Genomic DNA, 25,003 nt, shown 5'->3' with positions numbered 1-25,003 from the left:
TCGAATGACCCTGATCGCCCTGCAGCCATGACCGCTCTGCTGAACGTCGTCCTGCCGGTCTTTGCGCTGATCGCGCTGGGCTATCTGTGTCGGCGGGTGAATGTGCTGGGGCCGGCGGCGGTCACGGAGATCAATCGGTTCGTCGTCTGGCTGGCCCAGCCGGCGCTGCTTTTCGGCATCACCGCCAATGCGCACTGGTCCAGCTATCGGCTGGATTTCACCCTGGCCATGGCCGGGGCTCTGGTCGGGACCTTCGTTCTGGTTCTGGCCCTGACCTGGCGCAGGATGGGCGCGGGCGACGCGGTGGTGGACGCCCAGAGCGCCGCCTACGCCAACAATGGCTTTCTGGGCATTCCGTTGGGCCTGCTGGTGTTCGGCGACTGGTCGCTGCCGTTTTCGGGCGTGTCGGTCATCCTGACGGCTTGCGTCCTCTACGCCCTGGGCCTGATCGGTCTGGAGATGGCGCGGGCGCATGGGCATGGGCTGGGCAAGGCTCTGATGAAGGCCGGCGGGGCGGTAGTGCGCAATCCGATGATGATCGCGCCGGCGGTCGGGGCGGTCTTCTCCACCCTGGGGCTGAAGCCGCCCGAGGGGGTGACCACCCTGCTGGGGCTGCTGGCCGGCGCCGCCATTCCCTGCGCCCTGGTCGCGCTGGGCCTGTTCCTGGCCGAGAACGCCAAGGCGGGATTTGGCGACTGGAGCTGGGCGCCCCTGACGGCGGCCAAGCTGATCGTCCAGCCGACCATCGCCTGGCTCATCGCCGGGCCGATCCTGCACGCCCCGCTTCAGGTTGTGCAGATGGCCGTGCTGATGGCCATGATGCCGACCGGCGCCGGCCCCTTCATGCTGGCCCAGGTCTATGGCCGGCGCGGCGCCGTCGCCTCACAGACCATTCTGATGACGACCGTCCTGTCGATCGTCTCCATCTCCGTTTACCTGACCGTGATCCGATGACCGCTCCCCGTTCGACCGCCGCCCCGGCGCGCCCGCCCGTTCCATTCGATCAGTTGCGCGACCGGCTGAGGGCCGTCGTCGGCGCCGCCCATGTCCTGACCGATCCCAAGGCGACGCGCCGCTATAGCCGGGGCTATCGCTTTGGGCAGGGCCGGGTGGAGGCGGTGGTGCGGCCCGGCTCGCTGGTCGAACATTGGCGGGCCTTCAGATCCTGCGTCGAGGCCGGGCGGATCGTCATCATGCAGGCGGCCAACACCGGCCTGACCGGCGGGTCGACCCCCGACGGAAACGACTACGACCGGCCGGTGGTGGTGATCTCCACCCTTCGCATGACAGCCGTGCATCTGATCGAGGGCGGGCGGCAGGTGATCTGCCTGCCCGGCGCGTCGCTGGATCAGTTGGAACTGATGCTGAAGCCGCTGGGGCGCGAGCCGCATTCGGTGATCGGCTCGTCCTGCATCGGCGCCTCGGTCGTGGGCGGGGTGTGCAACAACTCGGGCGGTTCGCTGATCCAGCGCGGCCCGGCCTATACCCAGATGGCGCTTTACGCCCGCGTCGGGGCGGGCGGGCGGGTGGAGTTGGTCAATCATCTGGGCGTGGCCCTGGGCGACGATCCCGAGACGGTGCTCGCCCGCGTCGAGGCGGGCGATTTCCAGCCGGGCGAAATCCTGGCGGATGACCGCCGACAGGCGTCGGACGGCGATTACGCCCGCCGGGTCCGCGACGTGGACGCCGACAGCCCGGCCCGGTTCAACGCCGACCCCGACCGGCTGTTCGAGGCGTCGGGCAGCGCGGGCAAGGCGGTGGTCTTCGCGGTGCGGCTGGACACTTTTCCGGCGGCGGGCGAGACGGGCGTCTTCTACATCGGGGCCAACGATCCGGCGGTACTGACCCGCATCCGGCGCGACATCCTGAGCGATTTCGAACATCTGCCGGTCGCCGGCGAGTATATGCACCGCGACTGCTACGACATCGCGCGGAAATACGGCAAGGACACCTTCCTGGCCATCCGCATCCTGGGCACGGGCCGGATCGGCCGGCTGTTCGGGATGAAGTCGCGGTTCGACGCCTTCGTCGAGGATCTGGGCTTTCTGCCGAAATACCTCGGCGACCGCCTGCTGCAGTTCGCCAGCGGTCTGTTCCCCGAACATCTGCCGGCGCGGATGAACCAGTATCGCGACCGGTTCGAACACCATCTGATGCTGAAGATGTCAGGCGAGGGCGTGGAGGAGGCGAGGGCTTATCTGGCGCGCACCCTGACCGACGCCGCCGCCGCCTTCTTCGAATGCACGCCGGACGAGGGCGCTCGCGCCTTCCTGCATCGGTTTGCGGCGGCGGGGGCGGCGGTGCGCTATCGGGCCGTTCATCATCGCCAGGTGTCGGATATCGTCGCCCTGGACATCGCCCTGCGCCGCAACGACCGGGACTGGATGGAGGTCCTGCCCGAAGACGTGCGGCGGCCGATCCTGAAGAGCCTGTATTATGGCCATTTCTTCTGCCACGTCTTTCACCAGGACTATATCGTCGCCAAGGGTCATGATCCCATCGCCCTGGAGCATCGGATGTGGGATCTGCTGGACCAGAGGCGCGCCGCCTATCCGGCCGAACACAATGTCGGTCATCTCTACAAGGCCAGCCCGGCCCAGGCCGCTCATTTCAAGCGGCTGGACCCTTGCAACTGCCTGAACCCCGGCATCGGCATGACGTCGCGCCGCGCCGAATGGGTCTGAGGTTTCACTCGGCGGCGAGCGGCGCCGCCAGGCCCTGGGCCACGAAGCCGCCGTCGACCGTCAGGACATGGCCGGTGACGTAGGTCGCCTCGTCCGACAGCAGGAAGACGGCGGCGCCCGCCATTTCTTCGGGCGAGCCATAGCGTTTCATCGGCACGCGGCGGCCCCATTCGGCGCGCGTCTCGGCCGAATGGACCTGGGCCACCAGCGGCGTCTCCACCGGGCCGGGCGCGATCACGTTCACCCGGATGCCGAACTGGGCCAGGTCCACCGCCATCACCTTGGACAGGGTGACGACCCCGCCCTTGGACGCGCCATAGGCGCTGCGGCCCGCATTGCCGAGAAGGCCCGACACGCTGGCGATATTGACGATGGAGCCGCCGCCGGTCGCCTGCATCGCCCTGGCCGCCGCCTGACCGATCAGGAAGCTGCCGCGCAGGTTGACGGCGATGATCGCGTCGAACGCCTCGACCGGGGTTTCTAGGAAGGGTTGTTCGCGGGCGATGCCGGCGCTGTTGACCAGCCCGTCCAGTCGTCCGTGTCTGGCGACGATGGCGTCGACGGCGGTCTGGACCGAGCCGGCGTCCGCGACGTCCAGTCTCAGCGGCGTCACGGCGTCGTCGCCCAGTTCGACGGCCTGGGCCGACAGGTCGCCGGCGATCACCTTGGCGCCTTCCGCCGCCAGCTTTTGACAGACCGCCGCGCCGATGCCGGACAGGCCGCCGGTCACAAGCACGACGCGATTATCGAGACGTCTAGCCATGTTTCTCAACCTCTACTGCTTAGTGGTCCATAATGCGGACTAATGGTGCGCCAATATTTCCTAATATAGTCGGCTTGCGTGTCTTAATAGGGCTGCTAATAATGGCAATATAGAAACAAGTGGTCCAATATATGGACCCGTAAGGGAGTATGCGATTTGGCTGATCGACTTAGGCTCATTCTAATCGGCGACTCCAGATGAGCGCGCCGCTTCTCGAAACCCGTCGCGTCGTTCATCCCGGAGCCTCGCGTTTTGGTCGGGTGATGACCGCCTCGGGCGACCAGTCGCGCCAGTCGTTGGGCTCGATCCGCGAGGGCGAAACCCTTCAGGCCGGGATCGAGCGGCTGTTCGCCGCCCTGGGCGAATCCTTCGGCGGCTTTCGTCTGATCGGCGGGCGGCTGTCCCAGGCCCATTACCACGTCGCCAAGCCGCGCGCCGACAGCGAGCGCGCCGTCGAATACGGCGCTGCGATCCAGATCGAGGGCGGGGCCGCCGTCGTCGCCGCCTCGGGGTCGTTCGGGCCCTCGGTGTCCGGCGCGCCCCTGCTGCACCTGCACGGCGCCCTGGCCGACGACCAGGGGCGCGGTCACGGCGGCCATCTGAACGTGGATCGCTGCGTGGCCGGTCCCGGCGGCGTGCGCGTCCATCTGATGACCGGCTCGGGATTCCGCCAGGCGGCCGATCCCGAAACCCGGTTCTCCACCTTCTTTCCAGTATCCGAGTACACGCATGAACCCGTCGGACATCACTGACATTCGCACCGGCCGGCTGGCGACGGTTCGGCTGGGGCCGAATCAGGATCTGGTCGAGGGGCTGCAACAGGCCGCCGCCGAACTGGGTTTCGAACGCGCTTTGGTCCGCAGCGGGCTGGGCAGCTTGAACGATGCGGTCATCGAAACCGCCTCGGGCGAACCGAAGGTGCTGCGCGGTCCGGCGGTCGAAATCCTGACCCTGTCGGGCGAGATCGCCTTGGCCGAGGGCGCGGTTTCGGCCGGCGTCTCGGGCGTCGTGGGCGAGACCACGGGCGACGTCTGGGCCGGGCGGTTCACGCCGGGCCGCAATCTGGTCTGCGTCACGGCGGAAATCGTGATCGAGGAAGTCATCGACCAGGCGGAGCCCGCCGCCGCTTGAACCATCTCGGCCGGACGATCCGGCCATCGCTATGGGGTTGAACGGCCGCCAAGAGCCGGATCGCCCGAGGAAAAAGGACAGGAAGAGGCCATGAACAACTTGAGTCGCCGCGCATTGCTGGCAGGAGGGCTGGTCGCACCCGTTGCGCTCAGCGCCTGCGGCAAGGGGCCGGACGCCGACATCGTGTGGCGGCTGGGGACCAACCTGCCGATCTCCCACCCCCTCAGCGCGCGCATGAAGGAGGCGGCGGATCGAATCTACGAGCGGTCCGGCCATCGCCTGTTCATCGAGGTCTATCCCAGTTCGCAGCTGGGCACCGACGCCGACATGCTGGCCCAGGTTCGCGCGGGCGCGATCCAGATGCTGTCGATCTCGGGCCTGATCATGTCGATCCTGGTGCCCCAGACCGCGCTCAGCGGCATCGGCTTCGCCTTCCAGGATCGCCAGCAGCTGTTCAACGCCATGGACGGCTCGCTGGGCGCGGAGATCAAACAGGCCCTGGCCGCGCGCCACCTGATCGCCACGCCCAAGGTCTTCGAAAGCGGCTTCAGGCAGATCACCACCAGCAGCCGACCCATCAACTCTCCGGCCGACCTGGCGGGCATGAAGATCCGCGTGCCGCTGGGCTCGCTCTGGACCTCGATGTTCCGCTCCTTCGGCGCGGCCCCGACCTCCATCAACTTCAGCGAGGTCTATTCGGCCCTGCAGACGCGCGTCGTCGAAGGTCAGGAGAATCCGCTGGCCGTCGTCGATACGGGCAAGCTGTACGAGGTCCAGCACTACTGCGCCCTGACCAACCATATGTGGGACGGCTTCTGGCTGATGCAGAACGAGGACGCCCTGAACAAGCTGCCCGGCGACCTGCGCGATCTGGTCCAGGCCGAGTTCTCAGCCGCCGCCGACCTGCAGCGCGAGGACCTGGCCGTCCTGGCCGAGACCCTGCCCAGGAAGATGCAGGACGAAGGTCTGATCCTCAATCGCCCCGACACCCAGATCTTCCGCCAACACCTGCGGGACAAGGGCTTCTACGCCCACTGGCGCGAGCAGTTGGGCGAGACGTCCTGGCGTGTCCTGGAGAACTATGTGGGAGGTCTGGCATGAGCACGGCCGCAGTCGAGAACGCCGTCATCGCCGAGGGCGTGACCCCGCCGGTCCATCCGCGCGGCCGGTTCGCCCACTATTTCGAACAGGCCGTCGCCATTCCGGCCGCCATCATCGTGCTGGTCGAGATCGTGCTGCTGCTGACCAGCGTGATCTTCCGCTTCTTCCTGCACAATCCGATCGTCTGGGCCGACGAACTGGCGTCCACCCTCTTCATCTGGATGGGGATGCTGGGGTCGGTGCTGGCCCTGCAACGCGGCCAGCACATGCGGCTGACGACCATCGTGACCCGCTCGTCTCCGAAGGTGCGACCGATCCTGGAGGCCTTGGCCGTCATGGGGCCGGCGCTCGTTCTGGCGCTGATGCTGCCGCACGCGATCTTCTACGCCTATGAAGAATCGATGATCACGACGCCGGCGCTGAACTGGTCGCTGGGCGTGCGCGCCGCCGCCCTGCCGGTCGGCATCGGCCTGATGCTGATCGTGGCCCTGACGCAGTTGCCGCGGCATTCGCTGAAAGCCATCGGCGTCACGGGCGGAATACTGGCGGTCGCCGCCTTGGGCCTATGGGCGCTGTCGCCCCTGCTGATCGGCCTGGGTCACATCAGCCTGATCCTGTTCTTCGTCGTCGTTCTTCTGGGCGGCGTGGTCTTGGGCGTGCCCATCGCCTTCGCCTTCGCCCTGGCGACGGCCGCCTATCTGCTGACGATGACGGACGTGCCGATGCTGGTCATGACCAGCCGGATGGACGAGGGGATGAGTTCGCTGATCCTTCTGGCCGTGCCCTTGTTCGTCTTCCTGGGCGCGCTGATCGAGATGACGGGCATGGCGGCGGCGATGGTCGGCTTCCTGGCTTCGCTGCTGGGTCACGTGCGCGGCGGCCTGAACTACGTCCTGTTGGGCGCCATGTATCTGGTGTCCGGCATCTCCGGTTCGAAGGCCGCCGACATGGCCGCCGTCGCGCCGATCCTGTTCCCCGAGATGAAGAAGCGCGGCGGCGACGAGGGCGAGATGATCTCCCTGCTGTCCGCCTCGGGCGCCATGTCAGAGACCATTCCGCCGTCCATCGTCCTGATCGCGATCGGGTCGGTCGCCGGTGTGTCGATCGCCTCGCTGTTCGTCGGCGGCCTGTTGCCGGCCTTCGTCCTGGCCATCGCCCTGGGCGTCATCTCCTGGATGCGGGCGCGCAAGGAGGACATGAGCAAGGTCGTGCGGCCGAACCGCAAGATGATCTGGCGCGCCTTCCTGATCTCCGTGCCGGCCCTGCTGCTGCCGGTGGCCATCCGCTTCTTCGTAGCGGAAGGCGTGGCCACGGCGACCGAGGTCTCGACCCTGGCCATCGCCTATGCGGTGATCGCGGGCCTCTTCATCTACCGCAAGTTCGACTATCGCCGGATCATTCCGATGCTGGCCAGCACCGCCGCCCTGTCGGGCGCCATCCTGCTGATCATCGGCGCGGCCAGCTCCATGGCCTGGTCGCTGACCACCTCGGGCTTCTCGGCCGACCTGACGCACATGATGTCGAACCTGCCCGGCGGCGCCTTCGGCTTCCTGGCCATGTCGATCGTCATGTTCATCGTGCTGGGCAGCATTCTGGAGGGGATTCCCGCCATTGTCCTGTTCGGACCGCTGCTGTTCCCCGTGGCGCGGGCGATGGAGATTCACGACGTCCACTACGCCATGGTCGTCATCCTCGCCATGGGCATCGGCCTGTTCGCCCCGCCCTTCGGTGTCGGCTACTACTCCGCCTGCGCCATCGCCAAGGTCGATCCCGACGCCGGCCTGAAGAAGATCTGGCCCTACCTCGGCGCCCTGGTCATCGGCCTGATCGTCGTCGCCGCCGTGCCCTGGATATCCACCGGCTTCCTGCCGACGAAGTGACGGACGGTTGAGGTCAAACTACGGGGACGGGGGACGCAAGATGCGTCTCCTGTTCCTGCATAAGAACAGCCCGCGCGCCATCGCGTGGGCTGTTTTCACGTCCAGTCCCAACGGCCCGAATGCGGAGCGAGGTTGAGCTGGCGCGGGGAAGGCAGGTATCGCGTTCAGGATCTGGATGCGTCTTCAGAACCGTCGGCTGAGTGTCACGCGGACGGTCCGCCCCAAGGGGTCCTGGTCATTACGGCCATAACCGGGGGCGGGGCTGCCGTCGCCCAGCGTGGCCATGGGGCGGGCGTCGAACAGGTTCTCGATCTCGACCTCCAGTCGCAAGCCCTCTGTCCGGCGTCGTTCGGTGGCGCTCGGCGTTGCTGTGCGGGCCAGCGTAGTGCTGGCCTTGACCCCGACCGTCGTCAGGCTTGAAAGCCGCAGGTCCATGGGCCCATCCACGCCGAGGTCGCGGCGAAGGCGTGACGGGCCTCTCCAGTTCAGGGCGGCGTTCAACCCCCAACGCCCATATCGGGCATCGACGCGCGCGGTGAGTTGATGACGAGCGGCCGCCCCGCCGTCTCCCGCCAGGAGGTCGAGTTGAGGCAGGCCGTCGCGAATGATCACGCTGTCCTCCAGCCTCCAGGTATGAGCCATGGTGATCTGCATGGAGCCGCGCCGGGCCGCGGCGGCCGCATCGCCGCCTAACGGGATGTTGGCGGACAGGCCGGACGACAGGGTGGTGGACGACAGCGCCGTCAGATTTATGGGGCGTTGATCGACGCCGATCAGTCGACCGTCCGCATCCCGCGCGAAGCGATCGGGGAAGACGGCCTCCACGGCGGGGGTCAGCGCGGGAAGGGCCCCGATCGCATTCGTTGCACGGGTGGTCTGTAGGTCGAGATTGGTTTGAACACCCCAAGCGCCGAAAGGTCCGGCGGACGCTGTCAAGGTGGTGGTTCGGGTGGCCTGGGCCTTCAGGTCCGGGTTGCCGCCGAGCAAAGGCGCGATCTCGACCGCCTGTTGGGACTGAAAATCATAGACGGTTCGGGGCGGCCCGTATCGCGGCGGATCGAACCGCTGTTCGCGCGTCGGCGCGTCGGTCGCCTCGGCCCATTGCCAAGACACCCGCAGTTTGCTGACGGGCGCCCAGGCCATGCCCGCGTTCAGACCTCCATTCGAGCCGGCCTCGTTCAGGGTGCTCAGTCTTCCGCCGAGATTGACGGACAGATCGCCGCCCGGGCCTTTCCAACCATCCGATCCGCCGGAGGCGGCCGACAGTATGGGCAGGCTGAGGTTGGAGCGCAGATCCAGGGAGCGGAAGGACTGGCTGTCGTCCGTCATCGCGTTTCGGGTCTGGGCGCTAGAACTGACATATCGCGCGTCCGCCGTCAGCAGCGCCGGTCCGGCCGGCAGATCGATCAGGGAGCGGTCTGCCGACAGTGTGGCGGACATGATCCGGGTTCGCGAGGTCAGGGCCGCCAGGCCCTTCTGGCGGCCTTCAGCGATCACGCCGTCCATACCCGCCCGCAAGGACCAGCCCAGGATGCGCCCGCCGAGCCCCCCGCCTAGCGTCAGGGTGTCGGTTCGCTGACGTGTCTGCACCGGCGGGCCGATGCTTCGCGAAGTGAAACCTTCCTGTTGTCTTTGCGCATTGGCGGTGAACGACGTCGCCCACTCGCCGAGGGCGCCGGTCATGGAGGCGTTGAGGGCGGTGGTTTCGGTCTCCGGGCGCAGGGAATAGCCGGCGCCTGAAGCGTTCAAATCACTGGTCGGGCGCTCGTCGGATCGCAAGGCCGTGGTGCGAGAGGCCTGGACGCCGGCCTGAAAGCTCTGGTTGTCGCGGATCTGGGATTGCCGCACATCCGCCGCGCTGGAGGAGGTTCCGCCCGCCGTGGGGCGCGAATATCTGGCCTGGGCGTCCCGACTCTTGAACGCAGGTTGCAACACGATGTTGACGACGCGACGCGACGGGTCGCCGCCATACATCGCCCCCGCTTGGGCCGGCAGCATCTCGACGCGGACCAGGGCGTCGGGTGGAAAGCGCGTGAAGGCGCCGGGATCGACCACCCGGCGACCGTTGACGATCACCACGGGCGGCTGTTGCAGAGCCAGGCTTTCGCTTAGGCGCGCGATGACTTCGCCGATGTCGTAGGCGCCGAGATTGTCGATCTCGTCGGGTCCCAGCTCCCGCTCGGGCGGCAGGCGGGCGGCCCCACGCCGACCGGTCACCTCGACCGCCTCCAACTGGACAGGTGGAGGATTGGGAGCCTGCGCCTCCACCTGGGCTGCGACGACGAACAGCATGGCGACCTATCCCACGCCCCACGCCCGCGAACGACCGTCTGGCGCGAAACGGAAAAGGCCGGGCGTCGATGACGCCCGGCAAGGCTTTTCAGGTTGGGGATCCAGGGGAACGCCCGGTCTAGAGGATCTGCAGGCCGGGGATGCGGATGGAGCCGCTGCGGATGGTGCAGCTACGCCCGCCGGCGTTGACCGCCGGCAGCACATTGTTGCTGAAGGTCGCGGTGCTGGTCGCATTGTTCCACGCCACCACGACGGTGCCATAGCAGGGATCGTTGGCCACGGTGTTCGCCCCGATGGTCAGGGCGATCGAGGTCGTCGAGCCGGGTACGACTGCAGCGCTCCAGGCCCCGCTGGGCGCCACGGCGGCGCACAGGATGCTGCCGGCGGTAATGCTGCGGGTCGGAATGGGCGCGCTGGTCGCGCTCAGCGGGCTGGCGGTGACCGAGACATTGCAGGTCACCGTCGTGGTTTGCGACAGCGTCACCGAACCCGAACCCGATACGCTGCCGGAACTGGGCGAGAACGATTGGGCGAAGGATGGCGAGGCGATAGCGGCCGTCGCGAGAGCTGCGGCGGCGATCGAAAGCGTCTTGATCATGGTAGTCCTCCCTTGAGAGGGCCTTCGTGAGGCCCTTGTTGAACTTGGACTGTCCTAAATCCTGGACGCCTATTTACAGCGCTGTAGAGATTGAGAGTCAAGCGATTTATTCATAAAAATCAAATGTTTATAATGGCGCAAGTTGGCTTGATCAGCGACTGGACGCTGAAGGTCAAGGCGGCGGAGAATGGTCGAGTCTGGCTTTAAAGAACTTGCAGGCTGGGTATACGGATGACCCCGCTGATTATGCAGGGCCGATCACCAGCATTCACAAGCGGTAGAACGGCATTGTTGATCGTGGCGGTGTTGGTCGCATTGTTCCAACTGGCCGTGACAGTCCCGTAACATGGCTGAAGGACGTCGGTTCTAAAGCCAAGAGTCAGCGCGATTGAAGTTGATGAGCCGGGCACCACGTCGGCCTGCCAATTTCCATAAGGGACCATTGCCAAACAGAATCCCGATCCTTGCGACATTGGCGACACCGTTCGCGTTGGGATTAAAATCGACGTGGGGCCCAACTGCATGGCTTCGAGCGACAGATTGCAATAGAGGCTGGTCGCTTGGACAATTCTGATAGGCCCTGACCCAGACACGGCGCCCGAACTGGGAGAAAACGACTGGGCGAAAGATGGCGAAGCGATGGCGGCTGCAGCGAGGGCCGCAGCGGCGATGGGAAACGTCTTGATCATAATAGTCCTCCCTTGAGCGGGTTCTCCATGAGACCCTTGCTAGAATTGACCGGTCCTGGATATTTATACTGGTCGACGTTGGGCCAGAGCTCCCCGGCTGTTGATCGGCCGGGCTTTGTCCTTGTTGATTGTATGTTTTCGGTTGTTCGATATCAGAACGACTTGGTCAGCCGCACGGCGAAGAGACGAGGGTCCAGGGTGAAGACGTTGGTGGTGAGCCCTGTATCGTCGGAGTTGGTGAAGGCGTCGACGATGGGCGCGTCGTCGAACACATTCTTGACGTAGGCCTGCACTGTCAGGCCCCGCCCCGTGTCTTCCAGCTTCACCGACAGGTTAAGATTGTCCCATCCTCGCAGACGGTCGTACTCGGTATTGTAGACCCGGAAGTAGCTCTCAGCCTGGCGGTAGTAGTCGCCGCGCACCGTCAGGTCCCAGTCGCCCAGGAACCATGTGTACTGAGCCCCGATATTGGCGGTCCAGTTGGGGGAGTTGGGCAGTTCGTTGCCGCTCAGGTCGGCGTCGAAGCCTCGGCCGCCGTTCGGCGCCTGGGTCAACGGGTCGTAGGTGAAGCCATAGAACTGCCAGAAGGGCAGGCTGGAGCTGAGCGCTGGATTGAAGGTGCCGAACCGCGAAGACCCTGCGCAAAGGGCGCTGAGCGCTAAGAAGGCGAAGTCAGGGCCGAACGGACTGTTGAGGATTTCCTCGGCCCGACTTTTCGGCGCGATGCAGTTGGACGGCACCTGAATCCACGGACGCAGAGTGATCCAGTCCTCATTCCCCTGGGTCCGGTTCATCACGTCGATCGACCCTTCGCCATCGGCGATCCGGGTCTTCAGATAGCCGAAGTTGGCGTCGATCTGGAAGTTGGGCGTGGGCTTGTAAACCGTTTCGAACTCAAGCCCCCAGATCCTGGCGTCGAAGTTCTCGTTCAGGGAGATGCGATCGACGATCTGCGAGACCTGGTAGTCCTTATAGTCGTAGTAGAAGGCGGTCGCGTTCAGCCTGAGCTTGCCGTCCAGCAGCGTGTTCTTGGTGCCGATCTCGAAGGCGTTGACGTACTCCGGCTCGAACGTGCTGGCCAAGGGTTGATACTGCACGACCGTGGGGTTCAGGTCGAGGCGCGGCGGGTTGGTGCCGCCGCCCTTGTAGCCACGCGACAGGGATGCATAGATCAGGGTGTCGTCGGTGAAGGACAGGTCTGGCGTCCAGTCCAGAACAAGCCGTCCCGTGACGGCCTCCCACTTCTGTTTGATGTCCGGCAGGGCGTAGTATCCGCGACGGACATAGCCGCCGGTGGCTGTTGCGGGACTGCCGGTGAGATTGGCCCCAAGCAGCAGCTGGCTGGGATAGGGCGTCGTATCCTTGCGATCCTCCGTGTAGCGCAATCCTGTCGTCAGGCGCAAAGTCGGGCTGAGGTCCCAATAGCCTTCGCCGAAGACCGCCCACGATCGGGTATGAATGACGTTCTTGCTACGGAAATAGTTATGGCCCTCCTCGTTGATCTGGCCGAGGGGATTGGGATCGACATAGACACATTCGTCAAGCAAGGAATCGTCGCAGGGTTGCGTGCCGGTTCCGCCATTCGGCAATAATGTATGATTGTAAGAATACTCCGCAATCAGAGAAAATAGATTGTTGAATACAAAATAGTCGTCCTGTGACTTGAAGTCGAGATAGTTCGCTCCAACGCTGAAGTTAAAGCGTCCGTCATTATTTGATTGAAGGCGGAATTCTTGATACCATTGTCTATTATCCGACCGGCTGATATCTGCAGACAGAATTCGGTCGGATGGTCCAAGCTGAGGATCGGTGTAGATCCCGCCTGGCGTCATTGGAGAGGGCAGAAGATCTCCAAAATAATCTCTGACTGTGCTGCTATCGGTGAATGTCGGATTTGAAACATACCGCGCATAGTCCTGAGACGCATAGTAGTCGTCTTTTGCGTAGGCCGTCTGAGAGTAAAGTGTCAGATTGTCGTTCAAGTCGAACTCAAGGTTGACCTGAAACACATCATTCTTGGCGCGGAAGACAGGGTCGTAGCTTGTAGCGATCTCGCGCAAGTTCTTGGACTGTACGACTCCCTCGTAAGGATCGAAGCCAAGGGGGATGATGTTGACGGGATTGAAGTTCTCATCCACGCCAATGGACGCACCCGCCCCAAGGAATCGAACCGGCCCGAACGATCCGCCATTCGGCGCGCCATAGGCGGCGTCGCTATACAGCGAGCCCGGCAGACAGCCCTGGCTCAGCTGGTCCTGGTTATAGGGGGTGGTGATGGTCGCCGATCCGACCTGGGTGGGTCCAGGGTCGGTGGTGCAGAGCTGCTTGCCGGTGCGCGAGCGTTGATCGTCCTCCTTGAAATGTTCCCAGATCGCATTGGCGCGGAACCGCGCGTTCGGTTCCCAGCGGGCCGACAGACGGGTGGTGAACAGATCGCGGTCGTTCACATGGGTGTCGTTGAAGCTGTTGTAATCGAAGCCGTCGCGCTGGGTGAAGCCGAAGGCCCCGCGCATCGCGAAGGTCTCGCCGAACGGAATGTTGAGCATGGCCTGGCCGCGCCGGCTGTCATAGTTGCCCAGTTCGCCCGTGGCGAAGCCTTCCGACCGGAACACCGGCAGTTTGGGGAACATGTTGACCACGCCGCCGGTGGCGTTGCGGCCGTACAGCGTGCCCTGCGGGCCGCGCAGCACCTCCACCCGATCAACGTCCAGATACTCCTGCTCGAACAGGCGGTTGCGGATCAGGGGGGTGTTGTTGAAGCTGACGGCCACGGCTGGATCGCTGGAGGCCGAGACGGCCTTGGTCCCGATCCCGCGGATCGAGAAGTTGTACATGCTGAAGTTGGCCTTGGAGAAGGTGACGTTCGGCACCGCCCGCAGCAGTTCGGATCCCCCTTCGATCTGGCGCGATTCCAGAGCCTCGGACGAAAGAGCCGTGACGGCGATCGGCACATCCTGCACCGACTGTTCGCGCTTCTGCGCGGTGACCACGATGTCGTCCACCACCGTCGGCGACGTCTGCGTGGGGGGCGTCGCCGTCTGCGCCAGCGCGGGAGCGCCGGTCATCATCAGGGCTGTCGCGGATACAGAGAGCGCAAGGCGCGCGCGAATACGGGCCGATGAAGCCATGAGATCCTCTCCCTGACGCACCGACTGTTCGGCGATGCGCGATGTGCGTTTCCTCCCGCCTGATGTGTCCGTTCGACGGGGCGGGGCCGACGACGGTTGCCGTCAACTTCGCACTACTCACGGCCATGTCAATACCTATTGACAATCCTGTCGATTGATAGCCATCCGCAACCGAGACAGAGTGCCAAGATGGCGCCGGGCCGCCGGAGGGAACGATGAACCATGACGCCATTGTCGTCGGTGCTGGGTTGGCCGGCCTGGTCGCAGCGAACGAACTGGTTCAGGCGGGGCGGCGGGTGGCGTTGGTCGATCAGGAGAACGCCGCCAATCTGGGCGGCCAGGCCTTTTGGTCGTTCGGCGGGCTCTTTCTGGTTGATAGCCCCGAACAGCGCCGCCTGAGCGTTCGCGACGGGCTGGATCTGGCTTGGTCCGACTGGCGGGGCAGCGCCGGATGGGATCGGTTGGACGGCCTTAACCCCCAGGATGAATGGGCCGCGCGATGGGGTCGGGCCTATGTGGAGTTCGCGGCCGGAGAAAAGCGCAGTTGGCTTCGGCAACATGGCATCCGCTTGACGCCGATGGTCGGCTGGGCCGAGCGGGGAGACGGTCGGGCGGCGGGGCATGGCAACTCGGTTCCCCGGTTCCATGTCGCCTGGGGCACGGGAACGGGCGTCAGCGGTCCGTTCGCAGCGCGCGCGCTGGAGGCCCAGGCGCAAGGCATGCTGACCTTCCACTGGCGCAGTCGGGTGGACGACTTGATCGTGGAGGCGGGCCGCGTGACGGGTGTGTCCGGGGTTCGTCTGGCTCCAGACGCCGCGCCCCGCGGCGCGGCGTCGAATCGAGATGTCGTCGAATCCTTCTCCCTGCGCGCGCCCTCCGTGCTGATCGCGACGGGCGGAATCGGCGGAAACCATCGAAGGGTGCGGGAACTGTGGCCGAGCCGTCTGGGGCGCCCGCCACGCGACATGGTCGCGGGCGTTCCCGCCTATGTCGATGGCCGCGGCCTGGACATTGCCGAGGCGGCCGGCGCGCGTCTCGTGAACCGGGACCGGATGTGGCATTATGTCGAGGGGGTGCGGAACTGGAATCCGATCTGGCCCGGCCATGGCATCCGCATCTTGCCTGGTCCGTCGTCGCTCTGGCTGGACGCCCTTGGGCGTCGCCTGCCGTTTCCCGCCTTGCCGGGCTATGACACCCTGTCGACCCTGCGTTATCTTCGGACCACGCCAGATCTGGCGGATCACGATCACTCCTGGTTCGTGTTGACTCAGGCCATTATCGAAAAAGAGTTCGCCCTGTCCGGCTCGGAACAGAACGGCGACATCACATCGGGCGACTGGTTGCGCGTGCTGCGAAACCGCCTCGGCAGGGGCGCCTCGCCCGAGGTCGAGGCCTTCAAGGCGAACGGCGCCGACTTCGTGGTCGCCAAGGCGTTGGATGAACTGGTCGCGGGGATGAACGCCCTGACCACAGCGCCGCTCCTGGACGTCCAGACGGTGCGCCGGGAGATCCTGGCCCGCGACGCTCAGATCGACAATCCCTTCGCCAAGGACTTGCAGATCCAGGGCATTCACAACGCCCGACGCTACCTTGGCGATCGCCTGGCGCGGGTCGCCAGACCCCACCGGCTTCTCGATTTGACTGCGGGGCCGCTGATCGCCGTCAAACTCCACGTCCTGACGCGCAAGAGCCTGGGCGGCATCCAGACCGACCTCCACAGCCGCGTTTTGAAACCCGACGGATCGGTGCTGGAAGGCCTTTACGCCGCCGGCGAGGCCGCCGGGTTCGGCGGCGGGGGCGCCCATGGATACAACGCCCTTGAGGGCTCCTTCCTGGGCGGATGCCTCTTCACGGGTCGGGCCGCAGGTCGCGCCATGTCCTGATCGCGGCGCCTAAGGCATCCGGGTCCAGGTCTGGGTGCGGCACAGCATGGCGGCGACGCAACCGCGCACGGACAGTCGATCCCGCTCGACCAGCGTCAGGACGCCTCGGCCCGCGCGCTGACCGCTGTCGGGGTCGTAAAGCGGCCCGCCCGTCCAGGATCGTGGTCCGCCGGTGAACCCTTCCAGAACCCTCAGCCCCCGCAGAGGGCGGGTTCTCAACGCCGGATCGCGATTGCGCACATCGGTCTGATCGGGATTGCGACGAAGCGGCGCCGCATCCACTACCCGCCCGCACAAGGCCGCGCCGCAGGCGTGAATCTCCACGACCCCGCCTTGGGCGGCCGTCCGCCATCGCCCCAGGAGCTGGCTATCCTGGGCCGAGGCCGGCGCGGGGGCGGCCAGGCCCACGACCGCCACGACGATCAAGCGCAGCATCACGCCGGCGCCAGGAAGCTGTTCCGGAAATCGACCGGAATGCGATCATATACGGTGGCCTCCGCCAGCCCCAGGCGCGCGCGGGCCTGATCCAGCGGCTCCGCCATCAGCGCCTCGTAGTCCAGGGCCGGCAGCCAGGCGGCGCGCTTTCCGCGACGCCACGCCTGCAGGATGGCGCGTGCGCAGGGGTAGCCTGTCCGAGCCCGCGCGGCCTCTATCGCCACGCCCGCCGCGATCAGCCCGAAGCCCGCGCTGCGGGTCTGCGGCAGCGAAAAGGCCACGACGCAGGCCTCGCCCAGCGCGTCGGTGCGATAGCCGGTCAGGATGTGCCAGAGATCATGAATGTCGCGCAGTCGCCGCGCATACCAGGCGTAGGGATGGGCGGCCTCGATCTCGGTATCGGCGACCTTCTGGCTCTCTCCCGCCAAACCGTAGGCCGACAGGTTGCGCTCGTCGATGAAGTCCAGATAGGCGCGCCCGACCGATCCGGGCGGCAGCGATTCCAGCCAGACCCTGTCGTGCAGTCGATCGGCCAGCTCGATCATCAGGAAAGCCTGCCGCGCGCCCTCGGGGCGTTCCAGCATCCTGTGATAGCCGCGCCGCACCGAACTGCCGGCCAGGGCGTTCATGATCTCGAACACCTGGGTCGTATCTTCCTTGTCGGCGATCAGGCGACGCAGAGCGCGCAGGGCCCTGAGCGGCTGGATGCGTCGCGGTTGGAGCCGACTCGACGATCTGGCGGGCGCGTGCAGGCCCGCATCATCCATCATTAGTTCCGCCGTCACTTGCTCTCTCCCATCGGTGCGCTTAACCAATCTGCTATCTACATGGATGTAACTAACACCAATGTCAATAGAGCGTGTTCGCCGTCGTCGTCGCACCCCCGACGAGGCCCGTCAGGAGGCCTTGGCCTGCGCCCGCGCGCGGTTGCTGGCGGGCGGGCCTGATTCCGTCACGCTCAAGGCTGTGGCCGACGACCTGGGGATGACGCACGCCAATCTGATCCACCATTTCGGATCGGCGGAGGGGCTTCAGTCCGCGTTGATGGGGTCGATGGTGGCGGACCTGTCCAATGCGCTGGATACGGCGATCGCGCGTCTGCGCACGGACGAGGGGGCGCCGCTGGAACTGGTCAACGCCGTCTTCGACGCCTTCGCCGAAGGCGGCGCGGGCAAGCTGGCCGCCTGGATCGTGCTGAAGGGCGACCTGTCTCATCTCGAGCCCGTCCGAGACGCGGTCAACGGCTTGGTTCACGCCATTCAGGACAAGCTGGGCGATCCTGTGAATCCGTCGCAGAATCGGCTCTCCGCAGCGGTGTTGTTCATAGCGCTGAGTGCTTTCGGCGAAGCTCTGATCGGCCCACCGTTGCGGGACATGCTTGATCAGGAGGACGACGCCAGCCGCAAGGTCGTGGCGGGGCTTCTGCCACACTTCCTTTTGAAGTCCAGCCATTAACCGCGTCATGGGAAAGCGACGAAAATCACGCTCGAATGGGCGGTTCCTGGAAATCGGCCAGGGTTTGCACGGCTGGTGATCGCCATGCGTAGAGGGGCGTCGCGCCGCCGCTGATCCTGCTGTTCCAGCCGCTGTGACGACGCAGTTATGACCAAGCGACCTTTGGCTGGGGCCGCCGGACGTGATCTAAGGGCCCGGATGAGAACAGTTGTTTGTGCGATAGTGGCGGTCGCCGGCGCAGCGTCGGTCGGTCTGGCGGGCTGCAACGCCGGGCGTTCGGCCATGGGCGGAGCCGAGCAGGTGGGGGCGGGGTTCGCCGCGGCGGCCACGGCGCCGCTGGAGGACTTCAACCTGCGTCGTCAGATGATCCCGACGGTGCTGCTTCAGGCCGAGGCCAATCCCTACGACCTGCGCAATCTGAACCAGTGCTCCACCATCGGGGCCGAGGTCGCGCGGCTGGACGAGGCGCTGGGGCCGGACACCGACGAGCCGCCGCGCCAGGACGGATCGTATCTCAGCGAGCGGGCGGCCGATGCGGCGGCCAAGGCGGCGCTGAACGCCATTCGCGACACGACCACCGACTTCATTCCGGGGCGCAGCTGGATTCGCAGGCTCAGCGGGGCCGACCAGCATTCCAAGCACGTCCAGTCCGCCATCCAGTCCGGCCGGATGCGCCGCGCCTTCCTGAAGGGGATGGGGATGCAGCGCAACTGCGCCCCGCCCGCGGCGCCCAGCTGGTTCAGGCCGCACCGCTAGGTCCGGTCAGCATTCGCTTGACCGGCCTCCCAACTCGTCATTCCGGGGCTGAGCGGAGCGAAGAACCCGGAACCCAGGGCCGCAATCGCGCCGCTTGATGTGGTCCGGCGCCCGATGCAGTTGTCCTGGTTTCCGGGTTCGTCCTTCGGACGCCCCGGAATGACGGCATCGACAGAATGAGGGCTGGTCTTGATTCAGCCGTTCGACGTGTGCCGTGCATGGAAGTCGCGGCGGAACGCCTCGAACCGGCCTTCCGAAATCGCCGCCCGCATGGCCGCCGTCAGCGCCTGGTAGAAGGCGATATTGTGCCAGCTGAGCAGCACCTTGCCGAGGATTTCGTCGGCGCGGATCAGGTGGTGCAGATAGGCCTTCGAATACTGCGACGACGGGCCGTCGATGGTCGGGTCCAGCGGGTCCTGATCCTCGGCGAACCGAGCGTTCTTCAGGTTCAGCGGGCCGTCCCAGGTCCAGGCCTGGCCGTGGCGCCCGGCGCGGGTCGGCAGGACGCAGTCGAACATGTCCACGCCGCGATACACCGCCTCGACCAAGTCGACCGGCTTGCCCACGCCCATCAGATAGCGGGGGCGGTCCTGGGGCAGGAACTCGGGCGCGTAATCCAGCACCTCGCACATGGCGGCGTGGCCTTCGCCCACGGCCAGGCCGCCGATGGCGTAGCCGTCGAAGCCGATTTCCTGAAGCTGTTCGGACGATTGACGGCGCAGGTCTTCGAAGGTCGAACCCTGCTGGATGCCGAACAGAGCTTGTTTCTCACGCTCGCCGAACCGCGCCTTGGAGCGCGCGCCCCAGCGGATCGACAGCTCCATCGCCCTGCGGGCCGCGTCCTTTTCCGCCGGATAGGCGACGCACTGGTCCAGTTGCATGGAGATGTCGGCGCCGATGCGGTCGGCCTGGATTTCGATGGAGCGTTCCGGCGTCAGGACGTGTTTTGAGCCGTCGATGTGGCTGGAGAAGGTGACGGCCTCCTCCTTCACCTTGGAAATCCCGGCCAGGGACATGACCTGAAAACCGCCCGAGTCGGTCAGGATCGGCTTGTCCCAGCCCATGAACCTGTGCAGCCCGCCCAGACGCTCCATCCGCTCGGGGCCGGGGCGCAGCATCAGGTGATAGGTGTTGCCCAGCAGGATGTCGGCGCCGGTCGCCTTGACCTGATCCACCGTCATCGCCTTGACCGTGGCGGCGGTGCCGACGGGCATGAAGGCGGGGGTGCGGATGTCGCCGCGCGCGGTCTTCAGCACGCCGGTGCGGGCGCGGCCTTCGGTGGCGGTGATCTGATAAGGGAAGGGCATCAGGCGATCAGTCGTTCAAGCTGTTCGACGCGCGCCAGGTCCTTGGGACGGCCGAACAGGCGGTAAAGGGCGATGTGGTCCCGGATGTCGGGCACGAACAGCGGCGTGTCCTCCACGAAGACCTGACGGCGCGAGGCGAAGGCGGCCGGGGCCCAGTCGCCGCCGTCGCGCACCTCCAGCCCGGCCATCACCTCGATCAGGATCGGCTGGTCCGGCGCGCGGCCGAAGACGGCGGAGCGGAACAGGCCCTCGCCCGGATCGGCCACCACATGGCCGTCCAGCGTCGCCAGCAGGGCGCGGGCGTCGCGCGGCGCGCACAGCACGTCGATGTCCGGCACATGAATCTCGTCCAGGCCGTAAAGCGCCATGGCCGCCCCGCCGAAGATCCACCACGGCGACTTTAGATCGCGCGCGGCCTCGCCGACGGCGATCAGGCCATCCTTGAGGTCGTCGGGCAAATGATCGGCGGGCACGTCGGACGGTCTTTCTGCTGAAGGGGAGGGCGCATTTAGGAGGTCTGGCGGCGAATGACCACCCGGCTCACCAATCCAGGGCCGCCTCGCCGCGCAGGATCGCCTCGGCCTGGGGGCTGTGTTTGCCGCCCTCGCGGTCGTGCAGCACCAAGGGCGGCAGCAGGCGCAGCGGCGCCCGTCCGGTCTTGATCGCCTGGACCAGCACGCGCTTGGCCGGTTCGTCCGCAAACGGATGAATGGGTCGGATGGCGAACGATCCCGCCTTTTCGCCCAGCAACTCAAGAAGGTCGGCCAGCCGATCCGCGCGGTGGATCACCACGATCCGCCCGCCCTCGCGCACCGCCTTCAGCAGAAAGCCGGTCCAGGCCTTCAGCCCGTCGTCGGCCATCCAGGCGCCGCGCTTGCCCTCGGCCGGGGCGCGCAGGGCGCAGGCGTCGTCGAAGAAGGGCGGATTGGACACGGCCCAGTCGCCCGGCGCCGCATCCAGCGCCCGAAAGCCCGCCGCCACGTCGCCGGAATGGATCGTGGTCGTCGCCGCCACGTCGTTCAGCGCCGCGTTCTCGACCGCCAGGGCCGCCATGGCCGGATCGCGCTCTATCCCCATAAGCCGCACGCCCGGCCGGCGCGCCGCGATCTGCATCAGGACCGCGCCCGCGCCGCAGCCGGCCTCGATCACCGTCTGCCCCGACAGGGCGGGAACGGCGGCCGCCAGCAGGGCCGCGTCCATGCCGGCGCGGTAGCCGCGCGCGGGCTGGCGCAACCGCACCCGTCCGTTCAGCAGGCCGTTCTCCACGATCTGCGGCGGCGTCGTTTCGACCGCGTTCAAGCCTCAATCTCCTTGACCCTCAAGGGGGCGAACATCATTGTGCGCCGCAGTGCGCCGGGGCAAGTCGAACCGGCCGCCGAATCCTTCGACGCGGTTCGCCGCGCCAGTGAAAGAGTATCTCTTGGAAGTCGCTCTCGCCGCCGCTCCCCGCCCCAAGGGGGACGTCAACGCCCTTGTCCGGCTGGCCGAGCGCGACATGGCCGCCGTGGACGCGCTGATCCTGGATCGGATGCAGTCGGACGTGCCGATCATCCCCAAACTGGCCGAGCATCTGGTGTCGGCGGGCGGCAAGCGTTTGCGTCCCCTGCTGACCGTCGCCGCCGCGCGCGCGGCGGGCGCCGCCGACGACATTCTGTCGCCCAAGAAGCTGGCCGCCGCCGTCGAGTTCATCCACACCGCCACCCTGCTGCACGACGACATCGTCGATGCGTCCGAACTGCGTCGCGGCAAGGTCGCCGCCCACCTGATCTGGGGCGCGCCCACCAGCGTGCTGGTCGGCGACTTCCTGTTCGCGCGCGCCTTCGAACTGATGGTCGAGACCGATTCGATGCGCGCCCTGGGCATCCTGGCCGAGGCTTCGCGCGTGATCTCCGAGGGCGAGGTGCTGCAGCTGACCCGCGCCCACGACCTGAACCTGGACCAGGCCACCTATCTGCAGATCATCTCGGCCAAGACCGCCGAACTGTTCGCCGCCGCCGCCGAGGCGGGCGCGGTCGGGGCCGGCGCCTCGGCCCAGGCCGTCACGGCGCTGCGCGATTACGGCATGGCCCTGGGAATCGCCTTCCAGCTGGCCGACGACGCGCTGGATTACGGCGCCACGGCCGAGGCCCTGGGCAAGAACGCCGGCGACGACTTCAACGAGGGCAAGGCCACCCTGCCGCTGCTGCTGGCCGTGACCCGCACCAAGGGGCGCGAGGACGCCTTCTGGGAGCGCACCGTGACCAAGGGCGAACGCACGCCAGAGGATTTCGCCCGCGCCCGCGAACTGGTGGTCGGCTCCGGCGCCATCGGCGCGACCCTGGACCTGGCCGGCGAGTACGCCGACGCCGCCAAGGCCGCCCTGTCGGTCCTGCCCGCCAGCGACTGGCGCGCGGCGCTGGAGGACCTTGCCGATTTCGCGGTGTCGCGCGCGGCCTGACCGTGACGCAAGCCGCCCAGGCCCCCGCCGACACCCTGGACCAGCAGGTCCGCGACGCCGACCTGGACCGCTGGCTGTCCAGCCGCCTGGTCGCCGATCCCATCGCGCGCGCCGATCTGATCGCGCTCTACGCCTTCGAGGCCGAGTTGATGGCCATCCCGACGCGCGTGACCCAGCCCCTGTTGGCCGAGATGCGCTACACCTGGTGGGCGGAGCAGATGGACGGCGTCTTCGCCGGCGCGCCGCGCAAGGGTCATCCGGTGCTGGAGGTCCTGACCGATCTGGTCGCGCGTCACGGCCTGGATCGCGCGCCGTTCGACGCCCTGATCGAGGCCCATATCGGCCGCGTGCGCGAGGAGCCGCACGACCTGGACGCCTTCTACGTCGGGCCGATGCAGGTCGGGGTGCGGGTCCTGGCGGGCAAGGGCCATGACGCGGCCGTCGCGGAGGCGGGCCGTGTCCGGGGACTGACGCAGACCGGCCGGGGCCACGAGGCGGCCGCCCTGCGATCCACGGCCAATGCGGCGCTGAAACGCCTGCCGCCCGTCGGCTTCCCCGCCGTGGCCCACGCGGCCCTGACCGACCCCGAACGGCCCGAGCCGCTGAAGCGGCTGCGCCTGCTGTGGGCCGTGCTGCGGGGCCGTATCTGATCTAGCCGTTCAGGCCGGCGATCAGGCGCGCCAGCAGGGCGTTCAGCGCCTTCTGCTCATCGACCGACAGACCGGCCAGCGCCTCCCGCGCCGTGTCCTGATGGCTGGGCATGATCGAATCGATCAGGGCGAAGCCCTTGTCCGTCAGGCGGACCAGCGTGGCGCGGCGGTCGCTGGGGTGCGGCCGGCGCTCGACCAGCCTCGCCTTCTCCAGCCGGTCGATCCGCGCGGTCATGCCGCCCGAAGACATCATCGCCGCCTCGAACAGGGCGGTCGGCGTCAGGCCCTCGCGCTCTCCCGAGCGACGCAGCGTGGCCAGGACGTCGAACTCGCCGTGCTGCAGGCCGTGGCGTGCGAACAGCGGGGTCTGTCGCTCGCGGATCACCAGTTGGGACGCCTCGTTCAGCCGGCCCAGCACCTCCATCGGCAGCATATCCAGATCGGGGCGTTGCACGGCCCATTGGGCGGCGGCGCGGGAGGCTCGGTCGGGCATGGTTATCTTGACATCGAGATACTTGAGGTCGAGAGATTAGCGCGATTTTCGGCAGGAGTCCTCCATGTCCACACGATCCGACGCCGCGCCGACCCGCGGCGCGTCGCTGCTGTTGCTGGCGGCCATCGTCGCCCTGGCGCTGAACCTGCGTCCGGCGATGGCGGCGGTCGGGCCGCTGCTGGACCTCATCGAAGGCGCCACGGGCATGGGCTCGACCGCCGCCAGCCTGCTGACCACCCTGCCGGTTCTGATGATCGGCCTGGGCGCCCTGTCGATCCGGCCGTTGCGTCGACGGCTGGGCGAGCGGCGCGGGGTTCTGCTGGGCGCGCTGCTGATCGGCGGAGCCTGTCTGGTGCGGGCGGCGCTGAAGGATACGGCCGGCCTGATCGCCAGCGCGGCGGTCGTCGGCGTCGGCGTGGCGCTGATCCAGGCCCTGGCGCCGGTCGTCATCAAGCGGGCTTTTCCGGCCCGGTTCGGCACGGTCATGGCGCTGTACACCACCGGCATCATGGGCGGCGCCGCAATCGCGGCGGCGACGGCGGCGGGTTTGGCCGAGACGGTCGGCTGGGCCGGGACGCTGGCGCTGTGGAGCGCGCCCGCCTTCGCCGCAGCCCTGATCTGGCTGGCGGCGTCGCGCGATCCGGCGGCGGAAGAACCCAACCGCGCCGCCGTGGTGGAAGCTATAGATCCGGAACGTCCCTTCTGGCGCCAGGGCCGGGCGTGGCGGCTGATCCTGATCATGGGGCTGGGGACGTCGGCCTATACGCTGGTCCTGGCCTGGCTGCCGCCCTTCTACATCGACCTGGGCGAGCCCAGGGCCACGGCCGGCTATCTCCTCAGCGGCATGACCGGCGCCGAGGTCGCGGCGGGCCTGATGGTGTCGATGACCATCGGCCGCTTCCCGGATCGACGCGGACCGATCCTGACGGCGTTGGTGCTGGCTTTGCTCGGTCTGGCGGGGCTGGTGATCGCGCCGATCAGTCTGGCGGTTCCGGTGGTGCTGGTTCTCGGCCTGGGGATCGGGGCCATCTTCCCGCTCAGCCTGATCCTGGCGATGGATCAGATCGACGATCCCGCGCGGTCGGGCGACCTGCTCGCCTTCGTCCAGGGCGGCGGCTACATCATCGCCAGCCTGTCGCCGCTGGCCGCCGGCCTGTTGCGCGACCACATGGCCGACCTGACCCAGGCCTGGGTGCTGATGGGCGTCGGCGTGGTCCTGCTGGGCGTGATGACGCTGGGCTTCCGGCCGGGCCTGCCCAAGCTGCGCTGAAGGGCTTGTTCGCCTTTAGACAACGTGAATAGTAGGGGCGAGACCTCTAAA

General features: G+C 66.7%; 23 protein-coding genes. 12 read left to right on the top strand and 11 right to left on the bottom strand.

All coding sequences use genetic code 11. From position 1 onward, the window contains the following. Window positions 1-27: 27 nt before the first annotated feature. Together B3Z70_RS05440 and dld are read left to right on the top strand one after the other, a co-directional pair. Entirely contained in the window at window positions 28-954 is a 927-nt protein-coding gene (locus B3Z70_RS05440) for an AEC family transporter (RefSeq protein ID WP_292022242.1), read from the top strand. Next, window positions 951-2,684, top strand: a complete 1,734-nt coding sequence (gene dld / locus B3Z70_RS05435; protein WP_292022243.1) for a D-lactate dehydrogenase — start codon at window positions 951-953, stop codon at window positions 2,682-2,684. The genes B3Z70_RS05440 and dld overlap by 4 nt, the downstream gene beginning before the upstream one ends. Window positions 2,685-2,688: 4 nt before the next feature. Here the strand turns inward: dld and B3Z70_RS05430 are convergent, their stop codons facing one another. Further along, on the bottom strand, window positions 2,689-3,447 hold the full coding sequence (locus tag B3Z70_RS05430; protein WP_292022246.1) for an SDR family NAD(P)-dependent oxidoreductase: 759 nt from the start codon (window positions 3,445-3,447) through the stop codon (window positions 2,689-2,691). Between the two features lie 197 nt (window positions 3,448-3,644). Here B3Z70_RS05430 and B3Z70_RS05425 point away from each other — a divergent pair, with 197 nt between their 5' ends. The 4 genes from B3Z70_RS05425 (at window position 3,645) to B3Z70_RS05410 (ending at window position 7,559) form a co-directional block, all read left to right on the top strand. Beyond that, window positions 3,645-4,199, top strand: coding sequence for a PCC domain-containing protein (locus B3Z70_RS05425; protein ID WP_292044889.1), 555 nt, complete (start codon window positions 3,645-3,647; stop codon window positions 4,197-4,199). Then, window positions 4,177-4,578, top strand: coding sequence for a PCC domain-containing protein (locus tag B3Z70_RS05420; RefSeq protein ID WP_292022250.1), 402 nt, complete (start codon window positions 4,177-4,179; stop codon window positions 4,576-4,578). Before B3Z70_RS05425 ends, B3Z70_RS05420 begins: the two co-directional genes overlap by 23 nt. A gap of 90 nt (window positions 4,579-4,668) precedes the next feature. Further along, window positions 4,669-5,679 carry a TRAP transporter substrate-binding protein gene (locus B3Z70_RS05415; RefSeq protein WP_292022252.1) on the top strand — a complete coding sequence of 337 codons (1,011 nt, stop codon included), beginning with the start codon at window positions 4,669-4,671 and terminating at the stop codon, window positions 5,677-5,679. Beyond that, on the top strand, window positions 5,676-7,559 hold the full coding sequence (locus tag B3Z70_RS05410) for a TRAP transporter large permease subunit (protein ID WP_292022254.1): 1,884 nt from the start codon (window positions 5,676-5,678) through the stop codon (window positions 7,557-7,559). The genes B3Z70_RS05415 and B3Z70_RS05410 overlap by 4 nt, the downstream gene beginning before the upstream one ends. Window positions 7,560-7,742: 183 nt before the next feature. On the opposite strand, the gene B3Z70_RS05405 is transcribed toward B3Z70_RS05410, so the two are convergent. The 4 genes from B3Z70_RS05405 to B3Z70_RS05390 form a co-directional block, all read right to left on the bottom strand. Further along, window positions 7,743-9,851, bottom strand: a complete 2,109-nt coding sequence (locus B3Z70_RS05405) for a TonB-dependent receptor (protein WP_292022256.1) — start codon at window positions 9,849-9,851, stop codon at window positions 7,743-7,745. A 118-nt stretch (window positions 9,852-9,969) separates the two neighbouring features. After that, window positions 9,970-10,449, bottom strand: coding sequence for a hypothetical protein (locus B3Z70_RS05400; protein WP_292022259.1), 480 nt, complete (start codon window positions 10,447-10,449; stop codon window positions 9,970-9,972). Between the two features lie 203 nt (window positions 10,450-10,652). Next, on the bottom strand, window positions 10,653-11,138 hold the full coding sequence (locus B3Z70_RS05395; protein WP_292022261.1) for a hypothetical protein: 486 nt from the start codon (window positions 11,136-11,138) through the stop codon (window positions 10,653-10,655). Window positions 11,139-11,290: 152 nt separating this feature from the next. Continuing rightward, window positions 11,291-14,206, bottom strand: coding sequence for a TonB-dependent receptor (locus tag B3Z70_RS05390; protein ID WP_292022263.1), 2,916 nt, complete (start codon window positions 14,204-14,206; stop codon window positions 11,291-11,293). A gap of 275 nt (window positions 14,207-14,481) precedes the next feature. Between B3Z70_RS05390 and B3Z70_RS05385 the strand changes: the two genes are divergently transcribed. Further along, the gene (locus tag B3Z70_RS05385) at window positions 14,482-16,149 is read left to right on the top strand and encodes an FAD-binding dehydrogenase (protein ID WP_292022265.1); all 1,668 of its coding nucleotides are present in this window, start codon (window positions 14,482-14,484) and stop codon (window positions 16,147-16,149) included. A 9-nt stretch (window positions 16,150-16,158) separates the two neighbouring features. On the opposite strand, the gene B3Z70_RS05380 is transcribed toward B3Z70_RS05385, so the two are convergent. Both B3Z70_RS05380 and B3Z70_RS05375 read right to left on the bottom strand, forming a co-directional pair. Continuing rightward, the gene (locus B3Z70_RS05380; protein WP_292022267.1) at window positions 16,159-16,584 is read right to left on the bottom strand and encodes a DUF2147 domain-containing protein; all 426 of its coding nucleotides are present in this window, start codon (window positions 16,582-16,584) and stop codon (window positions 16,159-16,161) included. Further along, window positions 16,584-17,369, bottom strand: a complete 786-nt coding sequence (locus B3Z70_RS05375; RefSeq protein ID WP_292022269.1) for a Coq4 family protein — start codon at window positions 17,367-17,369, stop codon at window positions 16,584-16,586. The genes B3Z70_RS05380 and B3Z70_RS05375 overlap by 1 nt, the downstream gene beginning before the upstream one ends. Window positions 17,370-17,430: 61 nt before the next feature. Between B3Z70_RS05375 and B3Z70_RS05370 the strand changes: the two genes are divergently transcribed. Then, entirely contained in the window at window positions 17,431-18,039 is a 609-nt protein-coding gene (locus tag B3Z70_RS05370; RefSeq protein ID WP_292022271.1) for a TetR/AcrR family transcriptional regulator, read from the top strand. Window positions 18,040-18,237: 198 nt separating this feature from the next. Next, window positions 18,238-18,795 (top strand): hypothetical protein, encoded by a 558-nt coding sequence (locus tag B3Z70_RS05365; protein ID WP_292022273.1) that lies wholly within the window; start codon window positions 18,238-18,240, stop codon window positions 18,793-18,795. 194 nt (window positions 18,796-18,989) lie between these two features. On the opposite strand, the gene tgt is transcribed toward B3Z70_RS05365, so the two are convergent. The 3 genes from tgt to B3Z70_RS05350 form a co-directional block, all read right to left on the bottom strand. Then, window positions 18,990-20,102, bottom strand: coding sequence for a tRNA guanosine(34) transglycosylase Tgt (gene tgt / locus B3Z70_RS05360; RefSeq protein ID WP_409514362.1), 1,113 nt, complete (start codon window positions 20,100-20,102; stop codon window positions 18,990-18,992). Next, window positions 20,102-20,575, bottom strand: coding sequence for a hypothetical protein (locus tag B3Z70_RS05355; RefSeq protein ID WP_292022275.1), 474 nt, complete (start codon window positions 20,573-20,575; stop codon window positions 20,102-20,104). Before B3Z70_RS05355 ends, tgt begins: the two co-directional genes overlap by 1 nt. A gap of 67 nt (window positions 20,576-20,642) precedes the next feature. After that, window positions 20,643-21,401, bottom strand: a complete 759-nt coding sequence (locus B3Z70_RS05350; protein WP_292044886.1) for a tRNA1(Val) (adenine(37)-N6)-methyltransferase — start codon at window positions 21,399-21,401, stop codon at window positions 20,643-20,645. 196 nt (window positions 21,402-21,597) lie between these two features. Here B3Z70_RS05350 and B3Z70_RS05345 point away from each other — a divergent pair, with 196 nt between their 5' ends. Further along, complete coding sequence (locus B3Z70_RS05345) at window positions 21,598-22,539, top strand: polyprenyl synthetase family protein (RefSeq protein WP_409410584.1); 942 nt, start codon at window positions 21,598-21,600, stop codon at window positions 22,537-22,539. A 2-nt stretch (window positions 22,540-22,541) separates the two neighbouring features. After that, on the top strand, window positions 22,542-23,189 hold the full coding sequence (locus B3Z70_RS05340) for a squalene/phytoene synthase family protein (RefSeq protein ID WP_292044885.1): 648 nt from the start codon (window positions 22,542-22,544) through the stop codon (window positions 23,187-23,189). 1 nt (window position 23,190) lies between these two features. Here the strand turns inward: B3Z70_RS05340 and B3Z70_RS05335 are convergent, their stop codons facing one another. After that, window positions 23,191-23,682, bottom strand: a complete 492-nt coding sequence (locus B3Z70_RS05335) for a MarR family winged helix-turn-helix transcriptional regulator (protein WP_292020316.1) — start codon at window positions 23,680-23,682, stop codon at window positions 23,191-23,193. Between the two features lie 64 nt (window positions 23,683-23,746). Between B3Z70_RS05335 and B3Z70_RS05330 the strand changes: the two genes are divergently transcribed. Beyond that, complete coding sequence (locus B3Z70_RS05330) at window positions 23,747-24,952, top strand: MFS transporter (protein ID WP_292020318.1); 1,206 nt, start codon at window positions 23,747-23,749, stop codon at window positions 24,950-24,952. Window positions 24,953-25,003: the final 51 nt, after the last annotated feature.

Origin of the sequence: Brevundimonas sp. UBA6550 (assembly GCF_002434505.1) — a bacterium.
Taxonomy (GTDB): Bacteria; Pseudomonadota; Alphaproteobacteria; order Caulobacterales; family Caulobacteraceae; genus Brevundimonas.
The sequence above is the reverse complement of the archived record's forward strand: the minus strand, read 5'-3'. Positions and strand labels throughout refer to the sequence as shown.